This is a genomic window from Isoptericola sp. 178, assembly GCF_030586525.1.
Classification (GTDB): Bacteria; Actinomycetota; Actinomycetes; order Actinomycetales; family Cellulomonadaceae; genus Isoptericola; species Isoptericola sediminis.
On sequence record NZ_JAUQYN010000001.1, the window covers coordinates 716910 to 737408 of the forward strand.

Sequence of the window (20499 nt, forward strand, 5' to 3'; positions counted from 1 at the left end):
ACCTGACCGTAGCCGAGCGTGGGCCGACGCCGCCAGCGCGTCAGCGGGTGACGTCGCTGGTCAGCCCACGCGGTCGACGAACGCCACGGAGGCCGCGGCGATCTGCTCCCGGGCGTCGTCGTGGCTGATCGTCGGCGTCCCGTCGCCGGGCTGGACACCGTAGTCGCCGAAGAACGCGTGCACGGCGCCGTCGACGACGGTGAACCCGGCGCCGGGCGGGAGGTCCGCGCGCGATGCCTCGATCGCCTCCGGGGTGGACAGCCCGTCCTGCGAGCCGGAGACGGACTCGACCGCCGCGGTCAGCGACGTGCTCACGTCGCCGGCCGGGTAGGAGGCGTACAGCAGCAGCCCCGCGGCGGGCGCGACCTCGTCCTCGTCGGCGGCGTCGGCCTGCGTGGAGGCGACGACACCGCCCAGGGAGTGCCCGCCGAGCACCCACCGCTCGGCCTCGGGGTGCGCGTCCCGGGCGCCGTCGAAGGCCCCGGTGGCGAGGAACCCGATCCCCAGCGGCTGCTGGGCGATCACGACGGTGTGCCCGGCCTCGGCCAGGGGGCGCAGCACGGCGGCGTAGGCACGGGCCTCGACCTTGGCGCCCGGCTGGAAGAACACGGCGGTGCCGCTGGGCTCGCCGGTCGGCGCGAGCTCGATCCGGGTCGGGGTCTGCGTCGCCGTGACGACGTCGTCGGACTCCGTCGCGTCCAGGGCCGGCTCGACGGCGACGAACGGGCGCAGCCAGGCGACGGCCGCGAGCCAGGCGACCGCGGCGACTGCGGCCAGGACGCGCAGCACGCCCTGTGCGCGGGAGCGCGGGCGCGTCGGACGGCGGGAACGCCACAGCACGACGGCGCTGCCCACCGCCGTCACGCCGAGCAGGACGGCGTACGCGGGGTGCCCGTGCACGACGGCGCCCCACGCGGTGGCGCACGCCCAGGCCACGACGCCGAGGCCCGCGACGGCGAGGACGCGGACGAGCCAGACCTGCCAGGGCGTCGCCCCTCGACCGGGGGCGGCGTCGGCGGAGCGACCGGTCGCCGCGGGCTCCTCGCTCACTCGACGACCGTGATGCCGAGGTTGGCCGCGAGCAGCGGCGCGAGGTGGGCGAGCTGCACGCTCGTGATCGTGGTGCCGCGCAGCGCGTCGGTGCCGACCAGCTCGCTCAGGTCCGCCCCCCGCAGGTCGACGTGCTGCAGCGTCGAGGCCTGCACGTCGAGCCGGCGGACGGCGGTGCCGTCGAACGCGACCCGGGTGGCGCGGACCTGGACGAGGTCCAGCTCGTCGATCTGGCAGTCGGTGAACACGACGTCCTGCAGGGTGGCGCCGCGCAGGTTCACGTACCCGAGCTTGCAGCCGACGAACCGCACGGACTGCCACGTCGACTCGTACAGCTCGGCCGACCCGATCCGGGCGTCACGCAGCTCCACGTCGCGCCACCGGCCCCGGATGCCCTGCACGACGGGGACGGCCACCTGCTCCATGACGACCTCGGTGAGCGTGAGGTTGCGCAGGTCGGCCTCGCGGGCCTGCAGCCCGCGCAGCCGCGAGGAGTGCACCTGCGCCCCGCGGAGCTCGAGACGGTCGGCCTCGACGGCCGTGTGCTCACGCCCCTCGAGATCGGCGCCGGCGACGAGCTCGCCCGCCTCGCCGGGGTCGAGGTCGGTCAGCGCGACCGGGTCGACGACGGGCGGGGCGGGCGGCGTCTGCTGCGGGGAGGGCACGGGCTCAGTGTAGGGAAGGCCCTGCCCCGGCGGTCAGGCCTGTCCGTACCGGGTGAGCAGCTCCTCGAACCGCTCGGGGGTGAGCCCGTCGGAGAAGCCCATCGTGGTGACCTTGATGCCCGGGATCGCGGACAGCATGGCCGCCATGGCGGGGTCGGCCTCGGTGTCGAACATCTGCGCGGCGTCCCCCATGGCGTCGACCAGGGCGGCCCACGCCTCGGGGTGGCGGCGCCACTCGTCGATGGTGGAGTACCGGTGCAGCGGGGCCACCGGCTCCGGGGCGACGACGTCGACCGTGGCGGTCAGCGGCAGGTCCCGGGAGGAGGCGCCGACGGCGACCTCGAGGGCACCCGGCTCGACGACCCAGGCGTGCGTGGCCGTGTCCCAGTGGGACAGGTCCCGCCGGGTCAGGGTCAGCTCGACGCGGCGGGAGTCGCCGGGCTGCAGCGTCACCGCCTCGAAACCGCGCAGCTCGCGCGGGGCGCGGGTCACGGCGGAGCCGGGCCGGCCCACGTAGAGCTGCGGCACCGCGACCCCCTCGCGGGACCCCGTGTTGGTCACGGTGAACCCCACGCGTACGACGACGTCGCCCGGCGCCGTGTCCGCCGTGACGTCGTCGGACTCGACCGTCAGGTCGGTGTGCTCGAACGTGGTGTAGGTCAGGCCGTGCCCGAAGGGGTAGGAGACGTCGGCCCCGGTGGCGTCCAGGCCGCGGTAGCCGATGAACAGACCCTCGCCGTACCGGACGCTGCCGTTCTCGCCGGGGAAGTTGAGCTGGGCGGGCACGTCGGCGAGCGCCACCGGGATCGACTCGGCGAGACGGCCGGAGGGCGCGGCCTCGCCGAGCAGCAGCGCGACGGCGGCGGAGCCGGCGGCCTGGCCGCCGAGCCACGTCTCCAGGATCGCGTCGACGGAGTCCTGCCAGCCGGAGACGGTCACGGCCGACCCGTTGGAGAGCACGACGACGGTGCGCCGGGCGACGGCGGACACCTCGCGGAGGAGGGCGAGGTGGCTCGCGGGGAGCTCCATGTGCTCGCGGTCGTACCCCTCGGACTCGTCGACCGCGGGCAGGCCGGCGAACACGACCGCGGTGCTTCCGGCGGCGGCGGTGACGGCCTCGGCGCGCAGCTCGGCGTCGCCGCGGTCCTGGCCCGGCCGCCCGGTGGCCTCGGCCAGGACGTAGCCGGGGTGGAACGGCACGTCGAGACCCCGCTCGGCGAACGCGTCGAGCGCGCTGACCAGGCGGGTGGGGTTCACCTGCGACGAGCCGGCGCCCTGGTAGCGGGGGGTGCGGGCCATCTCGCCGACGACGACGAGGTCGTCGGCGGCCGCCGGGTCGAGGGGCAGGACGTCGCCGTCGTTCTTCAGCAGCACGGCGGTGCGGGTGGCGACCTCGTGGGCCAGGGCGTGGTGGGTGGCGGCGTCGAACGTGCCCGGGTCGGCCGCGGCCTCCAGGGCGCGGGCGACCACCGTCAGGACGCGGGTGGCGGCCTGGTCCACGAGCGCCTCGTCGAGCTCGCCGGCGCGGACGGCGGCGACGATGCGGGCGTCGTTGATCCCGGCGGAGGACGGCATCTCGAGGTCGAGGCCGGCGGCGACGGCCTCGACGCGGTCGTCCACGGCGCCCCAGTCGGAGACGACGAGACCCTCGAACCCCCACTCGTCCCGCAGCACCTCGGTGAGCAGCCAGGGGTCCTGGGAGGCGTACACGCCGTTGACCTTGTTGTAGGCGCACATCACCGTCCACGGCTGGGCGCGGGTGACGACCGTCTCGAACGCCGGCAGGTAGATCTCGCGCAGGGTGCGCTCGTCGACCTCGGCGCTGACGCGCATGCGGTCGGTCTCCTGGTTGTTGGCGGCGAAGTGCTTGAGGGAGGTGCCCACGCCCTGGGACTGGATGCCGTCCACGAGGTCGGCGGCGAGCTCGCCGGCGAGGTGCGGGTCCTCGCTGAAGTACTCGAAGTTGCGGCCGCACAGGGGGCTGCGCTTCATGTTGACGCCCGGGCCGAGCAGCACGCCGACGTCGTGCGCGCGGGTCTCGACACCGAGCGCCTCGCCCACCCGGCGGACCACGTCGCGGTCCCAGGTGGAGGCGAGCCCGGCGGCGGTGGGGAAGCACGTCGCCGGGACGGAGTCGTGCAGCCCGACGTGGTCGGCGGCGCCGGCCTGCTTGCGCAGCCCGTGCGGCCCGTCGGTGACCATGACGGCCGGGATCCCGAGCCGGTCGACGGCCTGGGTGTTCCAGAAGTCCTGCCCGGAGCACAGGGAGGCCTTCTCCTCGAGCGTCAGCTCGGCCACGAGCCGGGGGACGTCGGCGACGGCGAGCGGTGTCGTCGCGATGGTGTCGACAGCCATGGTGATCCCTTCGATCTGGTCCTGCCGGGACCGTAGCACGAATTGCTACCATGCGGTCGGTAACGTCTCGCAGGGCGACCTGCCGCCGCCCCCGTCCCGCCGATCGGAGATCCTGGAGCCATGACCCTCCCCCCGGTTCCGCACCTGGACGACGTGCGCCTGGTCGTCACGGACATGGACGGCACCCTGCTCGACGCCGACGGTCACGTGCCCGACGGCCTGTGGCCGCTGCTCGCCCGGCTGCACGAGGCCGGCGTCCTCCTCGTCCCGGCGTCCGGGCGGCAGCACGCGACCATCACCGCCGCCTTCCCGGCCGACCGCACCCCCGGGCACGAGGACCTCGTGGTCATCGCCGAGAACGGCACCTACGTGACCCGGGGCGGGACCACGGTCGCCACCGACGCCGTCGAACCGGCGTCGGTGGCCGCGATCGTGCACGCCGTCCGCGGCCTGCGCGCCACGCGCGACGGCGGTGCCGTCGTCGCCGGCCTCCGGTCCGCCTACGTCGAGCGCTCCGACGCGGAGTTCCTCGACCGGGTCGGGCCCTACTACACCGACCTCACTGTCGTGGACGACCTGCTGGCCGTCGACGACCAGGTGCTCAAGGTGGCGGTGTACGACCACCTCGACTCCGCCACGGGGCCCTACCCCGCGCTCGAGCACCTGCGCGACGACCTGCAGGTCGTGGTGTCCAGCCCGCACTGGGTCGACGTCATGAACCACGGGGTGAACAAGGGCGTCGCGCTGCGCCGCCTGCAGTCCGCCCTCGGGATCGGCGCGGCGCAGACGATGGTGTTCGGGGACTACCTCAACGACCTCGAAATGATGAGTGCCGCCACCTGGTCCTACGCCATGGCCGGCGCTCATCCCGAGGTGCTCGCGCACGCCGCGCACACCGCCCCGAGCAACGCCGACCACGGGGTGGTCCAGGTGCTCCGGGCGATGCTCGACGCCGCCTGAGCGCCTAGGGTCGGGGAATGACCGACCGAGCGCTGCGGATCGTCAAGCACCACCACGCCTGCGTCGAGCTCGTCGCCGACGGAAGCCGGATCCTCGTCGACCCGGGCAGCCTCGGCCCGGCGCCGGGCCTCGACGGTGTCGACGCGGTGCTCGTCACCCACGAGCACCCCGACCACGCCGACACCGGGGTGCTGTCCGCCGCCCTGGACCGGGGCATCCCCGTGCACGGCCCCGCCTCCGTCCGTGACACGCTCGGCGACGCGCTCGACGACCCGGGCGCGCCGGGATGGCGCACCCTCTCCCCCGGTGACCGGCTCGACGTGGCCGGGCTCGACGTCGTCGTCGGCGGGGGCCCGCACGCGGAGATGCACCCCGACGTGCCCGGCCCCGAGAACCTCAGCTACCTGGTGGCCGGGACGGTGCTGGTCAGCGGTGACCGGCACACGCCGTGGGACGGACAGGTGCCGGTGCTGGTCACCCCCGTCGACGCCCCCTGGCTGCGCGCCGTCGACCTGGTCCGGTACGTCCGCCAGGTCGCGCCGCGCACCGTGGTCGGCGTGCACGACGGGCTGCTCAACGACACCGGCCTGTCGATCGCCGACCGGGTGCTGGCCTCGCTCGAGCGCGAGGGGGTCACCCGCGCCGTGCGCCCCGCCGTCGGCGAGGAGCTCACCGTCCCCTGACCGCAGCACGACGGGCGCGGCCCCCGGTCCGTCCCGCCCGCTCGGGGAGGGACGGACCGGGGGCCGCGCCCGCCAGGTGTGCGTCGGACGGTCAGGCCGTCCGGACTCAGCCGTTGAACGGGGCCGGGACCCACGACGGCGGGCCCGGGAGACCCGCCGGCTTGCCCGGCGCGGTGACCTCGCCGACGACGACCTCCGTGCCGGTCGACATGCCGACCAGCGTGAGGGTGCCCTCGGTCTTCTTCGGCAGCTTCAGGCTGACCGACGCGGTGCCGGTGACGTCGTAGACGCTGTCGGTGACGGTGTTGTCGACCGGGAACGACCCGACCTTCTCGCCGTCCACCATGACGACCAGCTCGTCGTCCTTGGTGTCCGCCGCGGTGGACATCGACCACGAGGAGACGTCGAACGCGGTCTGCTTGCCGGCCTTGAGGTCGGCGTTCTCGGTGAACGACACGCCCACGGCCCGCTGGCTCGGGTCGGCCTCGAGCGGGGTCTCCCCGGCGAACTCGGCCATGTAGTCGACGAACGCCGACAGGTCGATCTTGCCGGTGTCGCTGGCGTCGGCGCCCTCGGCGAAGACGCGGAAGTTGTCACCGCCGGCGGCGAGGAAGGAGTTCACCGTCACCGAGTAGGCGGCGGCCGGGTCGATCGCCTCGCCGTGCAGCCACATGCCGGTGATCCGGTCACCCTCGGGACGCGAGTCGTCGTAGGTGTACTCGAAACCGTCGGAGGCGCCGAGACGCAGGAACGGGCGCGAGGGCACGTCGCCCTCGTCGTCGCGCTGCCACTGCTGCTCCAGGGCGGTCTTGATCTGCTCGCCCGTGAGGTCCATGTTCACCAGGGTGTTGGCGAACGGCTGGACGACGGCGGCCTCCTTGTAGGTGATCGTCCGCGGGAAGTCCGCGGCCGGGTCACCGGTGAGGTCGGCCCGCAGGCCGCCCGGGTTCATGAAGGCGATCTCGGCGCTGCCGGACTCCTCCGAGGAGGTGGCCCAGCGCTGCACCTCGGCCACGAGGTTGCCGAGGGTGGACTCGCCACCACGGTTCTCGACGAGGACGTCCTCACCGGTGTCGGCGTCGACCGTCCAGCGCTTGGCGCGGTTGAGCACGTCGGCGACCTCGCCCAGCGGCTCGGCACCCAGCTCGTCGGCGACCTCGACGGCCTCGTCGACGATCGCCTGGACCTCGGGGTCGGCCGGGTAGTTGCCGAACAGGGGCAGCACGTCGGTCTGCAGCCCGGTGACGTCGCCGGAGTCCGGGTCGACGGAGAACTCGAGCTGGTTGAGGTTCACGCCGTACTGACCGGCGGAGACCACGGGACGCTCGGTGACGGCACGGCCGGACCACTCGGCGACCGGGACGCGGCAGTCGTAGGCCAGGTGGGTGTGCCCGGAGACGATCGCGTCGGTGTCGCCGTCGAGACCGGTGACGATCTCGCCGAAGGCACCGTCGGTGATGTCCGCGCAGTCGGTGGAGGTCGCCCCCTCGTGCACGAGCAGGACCACCAGGTCGGCACCCTCGGCCCGCAGCGCGTCCGCCTCGGCGTTCGCGGCGTCGACGATGTCGGTGACCTCGATCTCCTCGATCCCCGCGGGGCTCACGAGGAACGGCAGGTCCTCGGTGACGGCGCCGACGAAGCCGATCTCGACCCCGCCGCGCTCGGTCAGCCAGGAGGCCGGGACCGCGTCGTCACCCGTGGCGCGCATCTTGAGGTTCGCGGCGACGTACTCCCACTCGGCCCCGCCGAACGGGTTCGTCACCGGGTCGTGGTCCGCCATCACGCGGTCGACCAGGTCGGAGTACCCGCCGTCCAGCTCGTGGTTACCCACGGCGGAGACGTCGAGGCCGGCCTCGTTCATGGCCTGGATGGTCGGCCGGTCGTGCTGGATGAACGACTCGAAGGTCGACGCCCCGATGAGGTCACCCGCGGCCGCGAAGACCGTGTTCGGGTTCTCCGTGCGCAGCTGGTCGACCGCGCCGGCCAGCACGGCCGCCCCGGCGTCACCGCTGTAGGAGTTCGGAAGGATGCGACCGTGGAAGTCGTTGGTGGCGAGGATCTGGACGTCGACCGGGTCGGCGGCCTGCGCGGGCAGTGCGCCGACGGTGGCGACACCCGTGGCTGCCAACCCGAAGGCGGCGAACCCGGCCACTCGCTTGCGAGCAGTGAGCATGGGTGTGATCTCCCTGGAAGGTGTGGGTGACGTCACCCTAGCCACGGAGTCCGACATGTGAACACCCGGGGAGTAACGATCAGGCAAACACCTGATCGACGGGCGTCAGCCGCGCGACGCGTCCCCGGCCACCGGTTCGGGCTCGGGCTCGGAGCTGGTGGTCGCCGCCGGCGCGTGCAGGTGCCCGGTGCGGCGCAGCCACCGCTCGGCGAGCACCGTCGTCAGCGGCGGCACGGCGGCCGCGAGCGCCACGAGGGTGCGCCGGACGCCCCACCGGTACCGCACGGCGACGACCAGGGCGACGAGGCCGTACGCGACGAACGCCCCGCCGTGCAGGCGGCCGAACAGCCAGACGCCGAGGTCCGTGACACCCGCGACGTGCTCGAGGTACATGCCCACGAGCAGCCCGGCCCAGGTGAACGCCTCGACCCAGGCGACGACGGCGAAGAGGCGGCCGAGGCCGGTCAGCGGCTGCGCGGTGGTGCGGTCGGCGGGCATGCGGGGTCCTTCCGGGAAGCGGTGGGGTCGCCGGGAGAACGCCCCGCCCGCAGGCCTGGTTCCGTGGCGTCGGGCACACCGGAGGACCTGCAAGGATCAGCACATGGGTGCGCGTGCGGGGCGACGCAGGCGATGGCTGCGGTGGACGACCGGGGTCCTCGCCGGCCTGGTGCTGGCCGCCGGCGTGCTGGCCGTGCTGGTCTGGAACGGGATCGTCTGGCCGAACCGGTTCCTCGTCGGCGACTACGAGGTCCGCGGGGTGGACGTCTCCGCCTACCAGGGGGAGATCGACTGGCCGGTCCTCGCCGCCCAGGACCTCGACTTCGCGTTCATGAAGGCGACGGAGGGCTCCCGCCACGTCGACGAACGGTTCGCCGCCAACTGGGCCGGGGCCCGCGGCACGGACCTGGTGGTCGGCGCCTACCACTTCATGAGCTTCGAGAGCGCGGGCGAGAGCCAGGCGGCGCACGTCGTCGCCCAGGTGCCGGCCGAACCGGGCACCCTGCCGCCCGTCGTGGACGTCGAGTACTACGGCGCCTTCGCCGCCGACCCGCCGAGCGGGGACGAGCTGCGCGGGATCCTCGACCCGCTGCTGGCCGACCTGGAGGCCCACTACGGCGCCCCGCCGATCATCTACACCACCCAGGAGATCCGCAGCTCCTACCTGGGCGAGGACTACGACCGCTACCCGTTGTGGATCCGGTCGGTCGCGCTCACCCCGGACCTGCCGCGCCACGACTGGGAGTTCTGGCAGTACTCCGACCGGGACCACCTGGACGGGTACGACGGCGAGGAGGAGCACATCGACATGAACGTGTTCGACGGCTCGCTCGCCGAGCTGCGGGCGCTCACCCTCGACTGACGCCGTGACCCGCGAGGTCGTACCTCCCGTCTCCCGGTCGTACCCGCCGGGTACGACGACGTGACGGGAGGTACGACCTCGCGACCTGGGGGCGGTGGGGCCGTCCGGGTCAGGCCGGGCGGTCGGGCTGCAGCAGCGCGGTGACCTCCTCCGGGGTCGTCACCGGCCGGTCGCAGACGAACCCGCGGCACACGTAGGCCGCCGGCCCACCGTCCACGAGCGGGCGGTCCGCCAGCAGCGGCACCCCGGACATGTCCGGCATCCCGGGGACGACGACGGCACCCGCGGTGTGCGCACGCCGTGCTGCGTGCAGCAGCCCGGCCGCCCGGCCCGAGTCTCCGTCGTCGTCCACGTGACGTGCGCCGACACCGACGCGCGAGGCGTCGAGCAGCACCCCGCCGTCCCCGCCGGCCCGCGCCCCGACGACGGCGACCTGCCGCGGCCCGTCCGCGAGCGCCTCGGCGGCGGCGAGCACCCCGCCGGCGAACCGCGGCGCCCGCCGGGCGAGGGTGCCGGAGGCCCGCACGGTGGACTCGGCGAGCTCGCGGTAGCGGGTCGACCCGGTCAGCGCGGCAGCGGTGCACAGCGCCTCGGCCATGGCCGACTGCCCGGACGGCTCGGCACCGTCGCTGGGGTCGCGGGGCCGCACGACCAGGCGCTCGGCGTCCGAGCCGACGTCGTAGAACCCGCCGTCCTCGCCCGCGCCGAACAGCTCGATCGCGCTGTCCAGCAGGTGGACCGCCGACTCCAGCCACTGCGCCTCGCCGGTGGCCTGGTGCAGGCACAGCAGCCCGCGCACCAGGTCGCCGTGGTCGGCGGCCACGGCGAGCGCGTCCCCGACGACCCCGCCGCGGGAGGCCCGGTAGAGCCGTCCCTCGACGACGTGCTCGCTGAGCAGGTACGTCGCGCACTTGCGGGCGGCGGCGACCCAGAGCGGCTGGTCCATCATGGCGCCGGCGTCGGCGAGGGTGGCGATCGCGATGCCGTTCCAGGCGGTGACGACCTTGTCGTCCCGGTGCGGCTGCGGGCGCTCCAGGCGGGCGACGCGCAGCCGGGCCCGGACGTCGGCCCACCAGTCGGGGTCGGGGTCGCCCGGCATCTGCAGCGTGGAGGCACCGTGCTCGAAGGTTCCCTGCTCGGTGACGCCGAGGACCTGCGCGGCGCGGGCGCCGTCGTCGTCCCCGAGCACCTCGCGCAGCTGGGCGGGGGTCCAGACGTAGGTGAGCCCCTCGACGCCGTGCCCGTCGACGACGGTGTCGGCGTCCAGGGAGGAGGCGAAGCCCCGGGACGCCGTGGACAGGTCCCGCAGGATGAACGAGGCGGTCTCGTGGGCGACCCGTTCGGCGAGCTCGGAGCCGGTGGCGCGCCACCACCGGGCGTACACGCCGAGGAGCTGGGCGTTGTCGGCCAGCATCTTCTCGAAGTGCGGCACGACCCAGGCCGCGTCGACGGCGTAGCGGGCGAACCCGCCGCCGAGCTGGTCGTAGATGCCGCCGCGGGCCATCGCCTCGGCCGTGCGCTCGACCATGGCCAGCGCCGCGGGGTTCCCGGTGCGGGCGTGGTGGCGCAGCAGGTGGTCGAGCGTCATCGACGGCGGGAACTTCGGGGCGCCGCCGAACCCGCCGTGCGCGGTGTCCGCCTCGGCGCTCAAGGTCTCGACGGCGGCGGCGAGCTCGGCGTCGTCCAGCGGTGCGGCGGGCATCCCCGACGTGGTCCGCGCGATGGCCTCGGTGACGGCGCCGGCACGTTCGGCGACGGCGTCGCGGGCGTCGGCCCAGGCGTCCCGCACGGCACCGAGCACCTCGAGGAACGGGTCGCGCGGGAAGTAGGTGCCGCAGTGGAACGCCTCGCCGTCGGGGGTGAGGAACGCCGTCATCGGCCAGCCGCCCTGGCCGGTCATGGCGGTGGTGGCCGCCATGTAGACGGCGTCGACGTCGGGGCGCTCCTCGCGGTCGACCTTGATCGGCACGAAGCCCGCGTTGATCACCGCGGCGACCTCGTCGTCCTCGAACGACTCGTGCGCCATGACGTGGCACCAGTGGCAGGCGGCGTAGCCGACGGAGAGCAGGACGGGCACGTCACGACGGCGGGCCTCGGCGAAGGCGGCCTCGCCCCACGGCCACCAGTCGACCGGGTTGTCGGCGTGCTGCCTCAGGTAGGGGGACGTGGCGGAGCGGAGACGTTCGGCCATGCCCCCACGCTACGCGTCGCGCTGCCCGGCGCGTCGAGATCCAGGGGTCCACTGCGACCTCTCCGATTGCCGGAACCCCGCGCCGGGCACACGCTTGCCTGGCGATACAGATCATCGACCCGCCCGGCCCGGCACCGAGGAGAGACCCATGGCGAGCGACCAGACGAGCCGACCGCACGAGGACCATCCCGCCAAGCCGGACTCCCCCACCGACCTCACGAAGCCGTCGTGGACGTACGTCGCCACGAAGAGCGGCCGGGAGTTCGTCCAGGACCAGTCCCCTGACCTCGCCGCCGCGCTGACGTACTACGCCGTGCTCTCGATCTTCCCCGCGCTCATCGCGCTCGTGTCGATCCTGGGCCTCGTCGGTCAGGCGGAGTCCACCACGGACCGGCTCCTCGGCATCATGGAGTCCTTCGTCCCGGCGGACGCCATCGAGCAGCTCCGGCCGTTCGTGGAGAGCCTCACCTCGAACCAGGGCGCCGGTCTCGGACTCGTCCTCGGTCTCGCCGTCGCGCTGTGGACGGCGTCGAACTACGTGAACGCCTTCTCCCGGGCGACCAACCGGATCTACGGGGTGGAGGAGGGCCGGCCGTTCTGGAAGCTGCGCCCGCTGATGTACCTGCTGACCCTGGTCCTTCTCGTGCTCGTCGCCGTCGTCGCTCTCCTCCTGGTCGTCAGCGGCCCGGTCGCCGAGGGCATCGGCGAGGTCGTCGGCCTCGGCTCGACCGCCCTGACGGTGTGGAGCATCGCGAAGTGGCCCGTGCTGCTCCTCGCGTTCGTCGTCATCGTCGCGCTGCTGTACCACTTCACGCCCAACGTCCGGCAGCCGAAGTTCCGCTGGATCAGCGTGGGTGCCTTCATCGCGATCGTCATCGCGATCCTCGCGTCGGTCGGCTTCGGGCTCTACCTGTCCTGGGCAGGGGGTGGCGAGAGCTACCAGGCCACGTACGGCGCGCTGGCCGGCGTCATCATCTTCCTGCTGCTGCTGTGGATCATGAACCTGGCGCTGCTCTTCGGCGCCGAGGTCGACGCCGAGCTCGAGCGGAGCCGTCAGCTCCAGGCGGGCATCCCGGCCGAGAAGGAGATCCGGCTGCCGCTGCGCGACGACGCCGCCATCACGAAGAAGGCGGCGAAGGAGGAGAAGAGCATCGCCCGGGCCCGAGCCATCCGCGAGTCGTCGGGTCGGACGTCCGACCCGGACGACGCGCCCGGCCCGGACCCCGCGTCCGGCCACGGGCACGACGACCACCACGACGACGACCGCACCGCGTCACGCAGCGACCGCCGCTGACGGCGTCGCCGCGCCTGCCGTGCCCCGCGCCACGCGTCGCGCCACCCGGTGCATCGAACGAGATCGGCGGAGCGGCTGCGACCGCGGCGGGGGCGGCGCAGAATGGATCGCGCCGAGCCTCTGCCACGCCAGGCAGCGAGCCGGTCTCCCCGAAAGGCGGACGTGATGCGACGGAGCATCCCGACTCATCGGCACCCCTGGGTTCGTGCGCTGCTGGCCGCCGTGGGCGTGGCCCTGCTCGCGGCCGTCCCCCTGGCACCCGCGCAGGCCGCACCAGGCGGGCAGGGCGGCGGGGACGACCTGGTGGTCATGACCCAGAACCTCTACGTGGGGACCAGCCTGGACCCCGCCCTCGACGCGACGACGCCTGAGCAGCTCCTCCAGGCCGTGGCACAGATGTACGCCACGGTGGAGTACACGAACTTCCCGGCGCGCGCCCAGGCCATCGCCGACGAGATCGCGGCGAAGGACCCGGACCTGATCGGCCTCCAGGAGGTCGCCCGCTGGACCACCACCGGGGTCGGTGCAGGGCCTGGGTACGACTTCCTGGCGATCCTCCAGACGGCGCTCGAGGAGCGCGGTCTGGACTACTCCGTCGCCGCGGTGTCGGACAACGCCTCGATCGGGCCGGTCCCCCTCGCACTCCCCGGCTGCCTGTCGCCCGCGCCCCCGTTCATCACCTGCACGGTGCAGCTGGACGACCGTGACGTGATCCTCGTCAACGACGAGACGCCCGGTCTGCGCTGGGACAACCCCCGCAGCGGCCAGTACGTCGCGCAGGCCGAGCTCGAGTCCCAGGCCGGTCCGCTCACCTTCGACCGGGGCTGGGCCAGCATCGACGGGACCCTGCACAAGAAGCCGTTCCGGTTCGTCACGACCCACCTCGAGATCGCGGCCTTCCCCGACGTCCAGGAGGCGCAGGCGGCCGAGCTCCTGGCCGGCCCGGCGCGCGGGGGGACGGTCATCGCGGCGGGTGACTTCAACTCCGCCGCGGACGGGTCGACCACGACGACCTACGCGCAGCTCACGGCACCGGGACAGCTCCGCGACGCCTGGGACGAGGACGTGCTGGGCGCGGGCTTCACCTGCTGCCAGCGCTCGAACACGCCGCCACTGGCCCCCGGAGCGCTCAACAACCCGGTCTCGACGCTCGACCAGCGGATCGACCTCGTCCTGGGGCGCGGGGCCGCGCGGTCGGACGGGAGCCAGGCCGAGCTCGTCGGGGACTTCCCGTTCCAGGGGGCGCCGCCCTTCTGGCCCTCGGACCACGCAGGAGTCGTGGCGGAGTTCCGGCTCTAGCGACGGGGCTGCGTGGCCGCGGACGCCCGGCCACGTGAGCCCTGCCCGGTCGGCAGTTCGTGCCTGGATCGGCAGCTCAGACTGCCGATCCAGGCACGAACTGCCGAATGACGCGGGTGGCCGCCGCCCGGGTCGTCAGCCGGAGACCGACCGGACGTCGGCGAGGTCGGCCTCGAGGAGCGCCGACCCGCCGGCCGGGCGGAAGCCCATCGCGATGTTGATCGCCAGCATGTACGGGTTGTCCTCGTTGTTCCAGGTCCAGATCCGCTCGACGGCGGGCCAGCGGCGGACGTGCTCGCGCAGGTTGACGCACTTGACCAGCAGGCCGAGCCGGTGCCCGCGGTGCTCCGGCATGACGACGGTCGTCTCCTGCTCGGAGTACGCCGGGTGCTGCGGGTCGTGGTCCAGCAGGGTGGCCGCGACGAGCTCGCCGGAGGGCTCGTGCTCGACGCAGGTGGTGACGAACTGGTGGCCCACCGACCGCCCCTGCTCGATCTCGAACCGTAGCCGCTCGGCGTCCCAGTGCTCGGGTTCGAGGTCGAGGCCCGGGTTCGGCTCGTCGATGGTGAGGCGTTCGATGAGGGCGGCGTAGCCGGCGAGCCACTCGTCGGGGATGTCGTCGTGCCAGACGTGCAGCCGGTACTCCGGCCCCGCGGCCGCGCGGGCCTCCTGCTCGAGGCGGGTGACGACGTCGTCGGGTGCGGGCAGGTCGAGCACGGAGCGCCGGGCGATCATCTTCAGCTCCAGGCCGGCGGTGCGGGCGAGGTGCAGGCCGGGCAGGTCGCCCGCGATGCGGCCGTTGCCGGTGGGGGCGACGACGGCGTCCGGGTCGTCGGCGGGCGGCTCGGCGCCGAACTCGACCTCGGCCATGAGGCGGGTGCGACCCTCGGTGCGGGCCCGGTCGACGACGACGTCCGCCAGCGCGGGGCCGATCCCCCGGCTGCGGTGGTCCGGGTGCACCGCGACGTGCACGAACGCGAGGTCGAGGTTGTCGTGGGTGTCGCAGATGACCAGCCCGTGGCCGAGGACCTGCAGCGCCTCCGGGGTGCCGCCGTCGGACGAGGCGCTGCCGGCGGTGGAGACGTCGTCGGCGGCGCGACCGTCGTCGACCGCGACGACGCGGTGCCGGCGCTGGTACCTCTGGTCGGCCATGGCGGCCCGCAGCGCGTCCGGGGTGGGTGCGCCGTCGGGGAGGCCGCGGTCGGCGAGCGCGACCCGGCGCTCGACCTCCGCGATCCCGCGGTAGGCCCAGGAGTCCGGATGGTCGAGGGAGTCCACGTACGGGGCCTCGACGATGCGCCAGTGCATGACTCCACCATGACCGGACGGTGGCGATCACGCCAAGGAATTTCGCGCTCCACCAGTCACGACACATCGGGTGAGTGCCGCCCGCGCGGGTTAGGGTTCCTCACCGTGACCGAGCCGACCTCTCCCCCGCGAGCCGTCCTGCCTGTGCGGACGAGCCGCCTCGTGCTGCGCACGTACCGGGAGGACGACGTCGAGCCGATGCTCGCGTACTACAGCGACCCGGAGGTCGCGCGGTTCCTGCTCGAGGAGCCGTGGACGCGCGAGGAGGCCGAGGTCAACGTGGCGCGGCGGATGCTGCGCACCGGCGTCGACGGGCCGGGGTCGGCGCTGGCGCTCGTGGTCGAGCACGAGGGCACCGTCGTCGGCGACATCGCCCTGTGGACGACGGGGGACACGGCCTCGCGCGGCGAGGTCGGGTGGGCGTTCAACCCCCGCTACACCGGCAAGGGGTACGCCACCGAGGCGCTGCGGTCCCTGCTGGGGATCGCGTTCGACCGGTACCGGATGCACCGGGTGGTGGCGCAGCTCGACGCCCGCAACACCGCCTCGGCGAAGCTCTGCGAGCGGGTCGGGATGCAGCGCGAGGGGTTCCTGCGCGCGGACTGGTGGTCCAAGGGCGAGTGGACCGACACCCTGGTGTACGGGATGCTCGACACGGACTGGCAGCGTCCCTGATCTCTCCCTCCTGAGGCGGGCGGCGGTGCGCGCCGCCCGACCGTAGAATCGATTCGATGACTACTGCCGGGCCCGCCGTCGACCCCCGCCGCGCCACGATCATCCTGCTGGCGATGGCGTCCTCGACGTTCCTGTTCGTCACCGTCGAACAGCTCCCGGCGGGCCTGCTCACCCTCATGGCGCCGGACCTGGACCGCACGACGTCCGCGATCGGTCTGCTCGTGACGGTCTACGCGCTGGTCGTGCTCGTCTCCTCGGTGCCGCTGGCGCACGTGACCCGGCACCTGCAGCGCCGCTGGGTGCTGGCCGCCTGCGCCGGCGTCGCGGCGCTCGCGACCCTGTGGGCCGCGCTGACGCCGTCGTACGAGCAGCTCCTGGCGGCGCGCGTCGTCACCGCGCTCGCCCAGGCCCTGTTCTGGGTCGCCGTCGTGCCCGCCACGGCCGGGCTGTTCCCGCCCGGGGTGCGCGGCAAGGCGATGGCTCGGCTGGCGGTCGGCAACTCGCTGGGCCCGGTGCTCGGGGTGCCGGCCGGGACGTGGCTCGGCGAGGCGACGTCGTGGCGGTGGTCGTTCGCGGCCGTCGCGCTGTTCTCCGCGCTCATCATGGTCGTGGTCATCGTGCTGTTCCCGTCGGTGTCGCCGCGGGCCGGCGGGGCGAGCGAGGCACCGTTCCCCTCGATGCGCCGGTACGTGTCCGTCATGGTCGTCACCGTGCTCGCCGTGACCGGGTCGTTCGGCGTCATCACGTTCGTGACCCAGTTCCTCATCGACGTCGCCGGGTTCACGCAGTCCGACCTGCCGGGACTGCTCCTGCTGCAGGGCGGCGCCGGGGTGGTGGGCGCGCTGATCATCGGACGAGTCCTCGACCGGTGGCCCGTCGGGGCGCTCCTCGTCGGCCTGGGCGTGCTCGTCGTGGCGCTGCTCGGGCTCTGGGCGTTCGGGACCACGCCCGCGGCGGCGGTGGCGTTCCTGGCGCTGTTCGGCTGCTCGTTCTCCACCGTGCCGCCCGTGCTCGCCCACCGCGTGCTGCTCGTGTCACCGCGCGGGACGAACATGGGCCAGGCGATCTCCTCGTCCCTGTTCAACCTCGGGATCGCCGGCGGGTCCGGGCTTGGGGCGCTGCTCGTGGCGCTCGTCGACGTGCGGTCCGTGCCCCTCGTCGGGGCCGGGATCGTGGTGCTGGCGCTCGCCGTGGCGCTGGTCGAGGAGCGGACCAACCCGCCGCTCGGGTCGCTCGTGGAGCACGGGGTCGACGAGGCGTTGGCCGACGACGGGCGGGACATAACCCTTGAGCTACCTGCGTCAGGCACACGAGACGCCGGTCAATCGCTGAGCCCTCGGGAACATGATCCGAATGCCTCCACTCCGTCCGACACCCAAGCCCGACCGATGGAGTGAGACACATCGCGATCCCACCGCCAACGAGCCGCACCCCGCAACGAGCCCCAGAAGCAACGCTCTGCCAAAAAACGCATGACCAATGCCTTCTCTGGCACTCTTGCGGAGCCCGGTCGTAAGCTACAGGATCGGACATCTGTCAAGCGAGTCCTTGGAGGCACGGTTGGAGCCGCCAGTGATCGACATGGCCTGGGACAGGTTCGTCCCCGACGAACCGCGCCATCTTCGGGTTCACGACCGACTTAGATATGCGCGCGGGGCAGGTCAGAATGAAAGAGAATTTGAAAACCATGTCAACTACCACTGGCTCCTGAGCCCGGCCGCCCTGAAGCTCCCACGAGTCATGCTTGAGGCTGGTATCAACACGCCGGCCGAGACCGAGGCTGTCGACGGGACCCGACGTGGACTCCTCGCGATCCGTTCGAGTCCGTGGAAGGCTGGGCACGAGTCGAATCCGTGGCATGACGAGTTCGATCTCGACCATGGTCATGTCCGGTATTTCGGTGACCACAAACCCTCCACCGAGGGAATGCTGGGATCAACCAAGGGAAACAAAGCTCTTCTGGAGGCGGCCCGTCTACATTCCGGAACCACCAAGGACGAGCGGCTCCTGGCACCACCACTACTACTATTCCGCTCGATCACGGTACACCGCGACGGACGCGCGCTCGTCAAAGGGCATGTGGAATTCTGCGGCGCAGCGATCATCGAACGAGTTGAACACGTAGTACAACGAGATCCCGAGAGCGGGCTGAGCTTCCCGAATATTGCGATCGATCTCGCCGTCGTCGATGGAGGCGAGGTCGACGGCATTGACATGAGATGGATTGACGACCGAAGAAACCCAGATCTCACCGGAGCAGAAACTCTCCGACATGCACCAAAGTCATGGCGCAGTTGGGTAAGTCAGGGAAAAGGGGCGATCCCGGGGATTCGCCGTCGCGTTCTCGCCAGCCCTGTACGCAGCCCCGCGGAACAGCAACCGATGCCGGAAACTGCGGAGGCGATTGTACTGGAGAAAGTCTACGAATTCTACGACGGGCGCAAGCACGCATTCGAACTCTTGGCCTCCCAAGCCGCAGCGGAAGTCCTTCAAGAGTCCGGCGCCCGTTATAAGGCCGGATGGCTTTCACGATCCTCCGGCGACGGCGGTGTAGACTTTATCGGCAGACTCGACATGGGTTCTCTGAACGCGAGCACACCCATCGTTGTCCTTGGCCAGGCAAAGTGCATCAAGCCATCGTCGTCAATATCTCCGGAGCAGGTCGCGCGCGTCGTGGCACGCCTGCGGCGTGGCTGGATCGGAGTCTACGTGACGACCGGATTCTTCTCCAAGCAGGCACAGGTCGAGATCATCGACGATCAGTATCCTGTCGTTCTCATCGCGGGCGGAGTACTTGCTGATACCGTTCGCCGAATGGCGCAGGCCAACTACGGAGGAAACCTCGACGAACTCCTCGCGTCCACTATTCTTCAATACGCCGAAGCTATTGCGCATCGCCGACCCGAAGAGGTTCTTTCACTCTAGTCACGCTTCGCGATACGGTCGCTCGAACCGGTCGCAGATACTCATAAATCGCACTAGCGATTCTCTCCCCGAGCGGTATCGGCACGGCGTTGCCGATCTGTCGCGCGATTTCCGTCTTGGAACCGCACCACTTGAAGCTCTCAGGAAACCCCTGCAACACAGCAGCCTCATAATGCGTAATGGGGCGGTCCTGGGTCGGGTGAAGATACCGCCCCTTCTCAGGCTTGAAGAACTCTGTGCGAATTGTCACTGAGGGCCCGCCCGCGCGTAGCCTACCCATGACGTCGCCCGACCCCGCGTCGTGCCGGTCCCAAGCCGGGGTCGACAAGTACTCGATGACCGCGCTCCGCTCACGTCCGCCGCTCTGGACGGCGACATCAAATTCTTCGGACCGGCCCTTTCCGCCTGACATTCGCGACGCCCCCGTCGATAGGTCTAGGTGAATCCGGAGATGGTCCCCAGTAGCGTGTCCATCATGAACTATCGAATACTTTCCTGGCACCGCCAGCTCACCTTCGCAACTGCGATACTGTCCACACTTCTCGATGATCAGATCGCCTCCGTCATCGTCTTTGAATCGGCAGAGGTACCGGCCCCTGAGGTTCTTTCGATTCCCGCCTCGAGGAATTGCCTTGTACCGAGCAATTGAGAGTCGCTCTGGACTGCGCGTGATGTGGAGTTCACCTGTCGTGTATGGGCCTTGTCCCTCGTAGACCTTGTCGAACAGCTCGACACGGCACGGCCGCTCGGGGAGATCAGTTCCCGCGGTCTCCGTCCTCGCCGTACGCCTGAAGAGGTCGTCGACCGTCCGCCAGGCTTCTTGACCTGCGTCCTTGGCGTGTGTGCGCTCGGGGTACTGCATCAACTCGGGAGAGCTGCTCCCATCGTTGCGAACGCCGATCACGATCGCACGCCGGCGCGCCTGCGGTGCCCCGTAGTCTGCGGCATTGAGGAGATAGCGTCTTGCACGCTGGGCCTCGGAGTCGCCGTCCTTGGCTCCCGGAGGTGCCACGAGCTCGTAGTCCTGAAGGTCGCCGCTCCCCATGCGCCGCTTGAGGTCCGCGAACTCAGGGGAGCGGACGAATCTGTCGACGTTCTCGATGACGAAGACCTTCGGCCGCACAGCGACGACGACACGGATGAAGTGCTCCCAGAGCTGGTTTCGCTCCGCTCCGACCTTCTTCCTGTTCAGACCCGAGAAGCCCTGGCAGGGCGGCCCTCCGACCACGACGTCGATCTCGCCTGGGCTCCACCGCGGGACCCAGGTCGTGATGTCGTCGCGGTAGATCTCGGGTGGTGCGAACGCGTTGGTCCGGTGCGATTGCGCGCCAAAATTCATGGCGTAGGTGGCCGCGGCAGCAGCGTCCCACTCGACCGCGCCGACGCTCTGGAACTGAGGGCCGTCCATATCTGTCCGTCGGAACTGATGGAAGCCCTCGGTCAGCCCTCCGCATCCCGCAAAGAGGTCCAGTACCTTGATCGGCTCGTTCTCGATGCCCTGGCGCGTCACGCGGTAATCGTAGACCAGGCAGCAGCCGGCTTGGCTTGACCTGCACAGACA

At 71.7% G+C, this 20499-nt stretch carries 16 protein-coding genes; 8 read left to right on the plus strand and 8 right to left on the minus strand.

Annotated elements, in window-relative coordinates; translation table 11 throughout:
* Nucleotides 1-60: 60 nt before the first annotated feature.
* From Q6349_RS03385 to Q6349_RS03395, 3 genes are read right to left on the minus strand one after another with little or no spacing between them, the layout of a single operon-like run.
* A complete protein-coding gene (locus Q6349_RS03385; protein ID WP_304602855.1) occupies nt 61-1050 on the minus strand; it encodes an alpha/beta hydrolase in 990 nt (329 codons plus the stop codon).
* Nucleotides 1047-1715 (minus strand): pentapeptide repeat-containing protein, encoded by a 669-nt coding sequence (locus Q6349_RS03390; protein WP_304602856.1) that lies wholly within the window; start codon nt 1713-1715, stop codon nt 1047-1049. Before Q6349_RS03390 ends, Q6349_RS03385 begins: the two co-directional genes overlap by 4 nt.
* Before the next feature lie 33 nt (nt 1716-1748).
* Entirely contained in the window at nt 1749-4070 is a 2322-nt protein-coding gene (locus Q6349_RS03395) for a glycoside hydrolase family 3 N-terminal domain-containing protein (RefSeq protein WP_304602857.1), read from the minus strand.
* Between the two features lie 120 nt (nt 4071-4190).
* On the opposite strand from Q6349_RS03395, the gene Q6349_RS03400 reads away from it, so the two are divergent.
* Both Q6349_RS03400 and Q6349_RS03405 read left to right on the plus strand, forming a co-directional pair.
* A complete protein-coding gene (locus Q6349_RS03400) occupies nt 4191-5030 on the plus strand; it encodes an HAD family hydrolase (protein WP_304602858.1) in 840 nt (279 codons plus the stop codon).
* 17 nt (nt 5031-5047) lie between these two features.
* Nucleotides 5048-5713, plus strand: coding sequence for an MBL fold metallo-hydrolase (locus Q6349_RS03405; protein ID WP_304602859.1), 666 nt, complete (start codon nt 5048-5050; stop codon nt 5711-5713).
* A 106-nt stretch (nt 5714-5819) separates the two neighbouring features.
* On the opposite strand, the gene Q6349_RS03410 is transcribed toward Q6349_RS03405, so the two are convergent.
* Nucleotides 5820-7886, minus strand: coding sequence for a bifunctional UDP-sugar hydrolase/5'-nucleotidase (locus Q6349_RS03410; RefSeq protein ID WP_304602860.1), 2067 nt, complete (start codon nt 7884-7886; stop codon nt 5820-5822).
* Nucleotides 7887-7991: 105 nt separating this feature from the next.
* On the minus strand, nt 7992-8384 hold the full coding sequence (locus tag Q6349_RS03415; protein WP_304602861.1) for a DUF3817 domain-containing protein: 393 nt from the start codon (nt 8382-8384) through the stop codon (nt 7992-7994).
* A 103-nt stretch (nt 8385-8487) separates the two neighbouring features.
* On the opposite strand from Q6349_RS03415, the gene Q6349_RS03420 reads away from it, so the two are divergent.
* Nucleotides 8488-9246: a GH25 family lysozyme gene (locus Q6349_RS03420; RefSeq protein ID WP_304602862.1), complete on the plus strand. Its 759-nt coding sequence runs from the start codon at nt 8488-8490 to the stop codon at nt 9244-9246.
* Between the two features lie 109 nt (nt 9247-9355).
* On the opposite strand, the gene Q6349_RS03425 is transcribed toward Q6349_RS03420, so the two are convergent.
* Nucleotides 9356-11437, minus strand: coding sequence for a thioredoxin domain-containing protein (locus Q6349_RS03425; RefSeq protein WP_304602863.1), 2082 nt, complete (start codon nt 11435-11437; stop codon nt 9356-9358).
* A 148-nt stretch (nt 11438-11585) separates the two neighbouring features.
* Here Q6349_RS03425 and Q6349_RS03430 point away from each other — a divergent pair, with 148 nt between their 5' ends.
* Both Q6349_RS03430 and Q6349_RS03435 read left to right on the plus strand, forming a co-directional pair.
* Nucleotides 11586-12731, plus strand: coding sequence for a YihY/virulence factor BrkB family protein (locus Q6349_RS03430; RefSeq protein ID WP_304602864.1), 1146 nt, complete (start codon nt 11586-11588; stop codon nt 12729-12731).
* Between the two features lie 165 nt (nt 12732-12896).
* On the plus strand, nt 12897-14030 hold the full coding sequence (locus Q6349_RS03435; RefSeq protein WP_304602865.1) for an endonuclease/exonuclease/phosphatase family protein: 1134 nt from the start codon (nt 12897-12899) through the stop codon (nt 14028-14030).
* Between the two features lie 135 nt (nt 14031-14165).
* Here the strand turns inward: Q6349_RS03435 and Q6349_RS03440 are convergent, their stop codons facing one another.
* Nucleotides 14166-15338 carry a GNAT family N-acetyltransferase gene (locus Q6349_RS03440; RefSeq protein ID WP_304602866.1) on the minus strand — a complete coding sequence of 391 codons (1173 nt, stop codon included), beginning with the start codon at nt 15336-15338 and terminating at the stop codon, nt 14166-14168.
* Between the two features lie 162 nt (nt 15339-15500).
* On the opposite strand from Q6349_RS03440, the gene Q6349_RS03445 reads away from it, so the two are divergent.
* The 3 genes from Q6349_RS03445 (at nt 15501) to Q6349_RS03455 (ending at nt 18938) form a co-directional block, all read left to right on the plus strand.
* Nucleotides 15501-16013 (plus strand): GNAT family N-acetyltransferase, encoded by a 513-nt coding sequence (locus tag Q6349_RS03445; protein ID WP_304602867.1) that lies wholly within the window; start codon nt 15501-15503, stop codon nt 16011-16013.
* A 56-nt stretch (nt 16014-16069) separates the two neighbouring features.
* A complete protein-coding gene (locus Q6349_RS03450; protein ID WP_304602868.1) occupies nt 16070-17410 on the plus strand; it encodes an MFS transporter in 1341 nt (446 codons plus the stop codon).
* 184 nt (nt 17411-17594) lie between these two features.
* A complete protein-coding gene (locus Q6349_RS03455; protein ID WP_304603090.1) occupies nt 17595-18938 on the plus strand; it encodes a restriction endonuclease in 1344 nt (447 codons plus the stop codon).
* Here Q6349_RS03455 and Q6349_RS03460 read toward each other — a convergent pair.
* Complete coding sequence (locus Q6349_RS03460) at nt 18898-20448, minus strand: DNA cytosine methyltransferase (protein ID WP_304602869.1); 1551 nt, start codon at nt 20446-20448, stop codon at nt 18898-18900. The genes Q6349_RS03455 and Q6349_RS03460 overlap by 41 nt on opposite strands.
* Nucleotides 20449-20499: the final 51 nt, after the last annotated feature.

Bases quoted from the DNA above. Each gene is read 5' to 3' on its own strand.
- Q6349_RS03395 (WP_304602857.1), bottom strand. From the start codon at position 4,070: ATGGCTGTCGACACCATCGCGACGACACCGCTCGCCGTCGCCGACGTC.
- Q6349_RS03400 (WP_304602858.1), top strand. From the start codon at position 4,191: ATGACCCTCCCCCCGGTTCCGCACCTGGACGACGTGCGCCTGGTCGTC.
- Q6349_RS03405 (WP_304602859.1), top strand. From the start codon at position 5,048: ATGACCGACCGAGCGCTGCGGATCGTCAAGCACCACCACGCCTGCGTC.
- Q6349_RS03410 (WP_304602860.1), bottom strand. From the start codon at position 7,886: ATGCTCACTGCTCGCAAGCGAGTGGCCGGGTTCGCCGCCTTCGGGTTG.
- Q6349_RS03415 (WP_304602861.1), bottom strand. From the start codon at position 8,384: ATGCCCGCCGACCGCACCACCGCGCAGCCGCTGACCGGCCTCGGCCGC.
- Q6349_RS03420 (WP_304602862.1), top strand. From the start codon at position 8,488: ATGGGTGCGCGTGCGGGGCGACGCAGGCGATGGCTGCGGTGGACGACC.
- Q6349_RS03425 (WP_304602863.1), bottom strand. From the start codon at position 11,437: ATGGCCGAACGTCTCCGCTCCGCCACGTCCCCCTACCTGAGGCAGCAC.
- Q6349_RS03430 (WP_304602864.1), top strand. From the start codon at position 11,586: ATGGCGAGCGACCAGACGAGCCGACCGCACGAGGACCATCCCGCCAAG.
- Q6349_RS03435 (WP_304602865.1), top strand. From the start codon at position 12,897: ATGCGACGGAGCATCCCGACTCATCGGCACCCCTGGGTTCGTGCGCTG.
- Q6349_RS03440 (WP_304602866.1), bottom strand. From the start codon at position 15,338: ATGCACTGGCGCATCGTCGAGGCCCCGTACGTGGACTCCCTCGACCAT.
- Q6349_RS03450 (WP_304602868.1), top strand. From the start codon at position 16,070: ATGACTACTGCCGGGCCCGCCGTCGACCCCCGCCGCGCCACGATCATC.
- Q6349_RS03455 (WP_304603090.1), top strand. From the start codon at position 17,595: ATGGCCTGGGACAGGTTCGTCCCCGACGAACCGCGCCATCTTCGGGTT.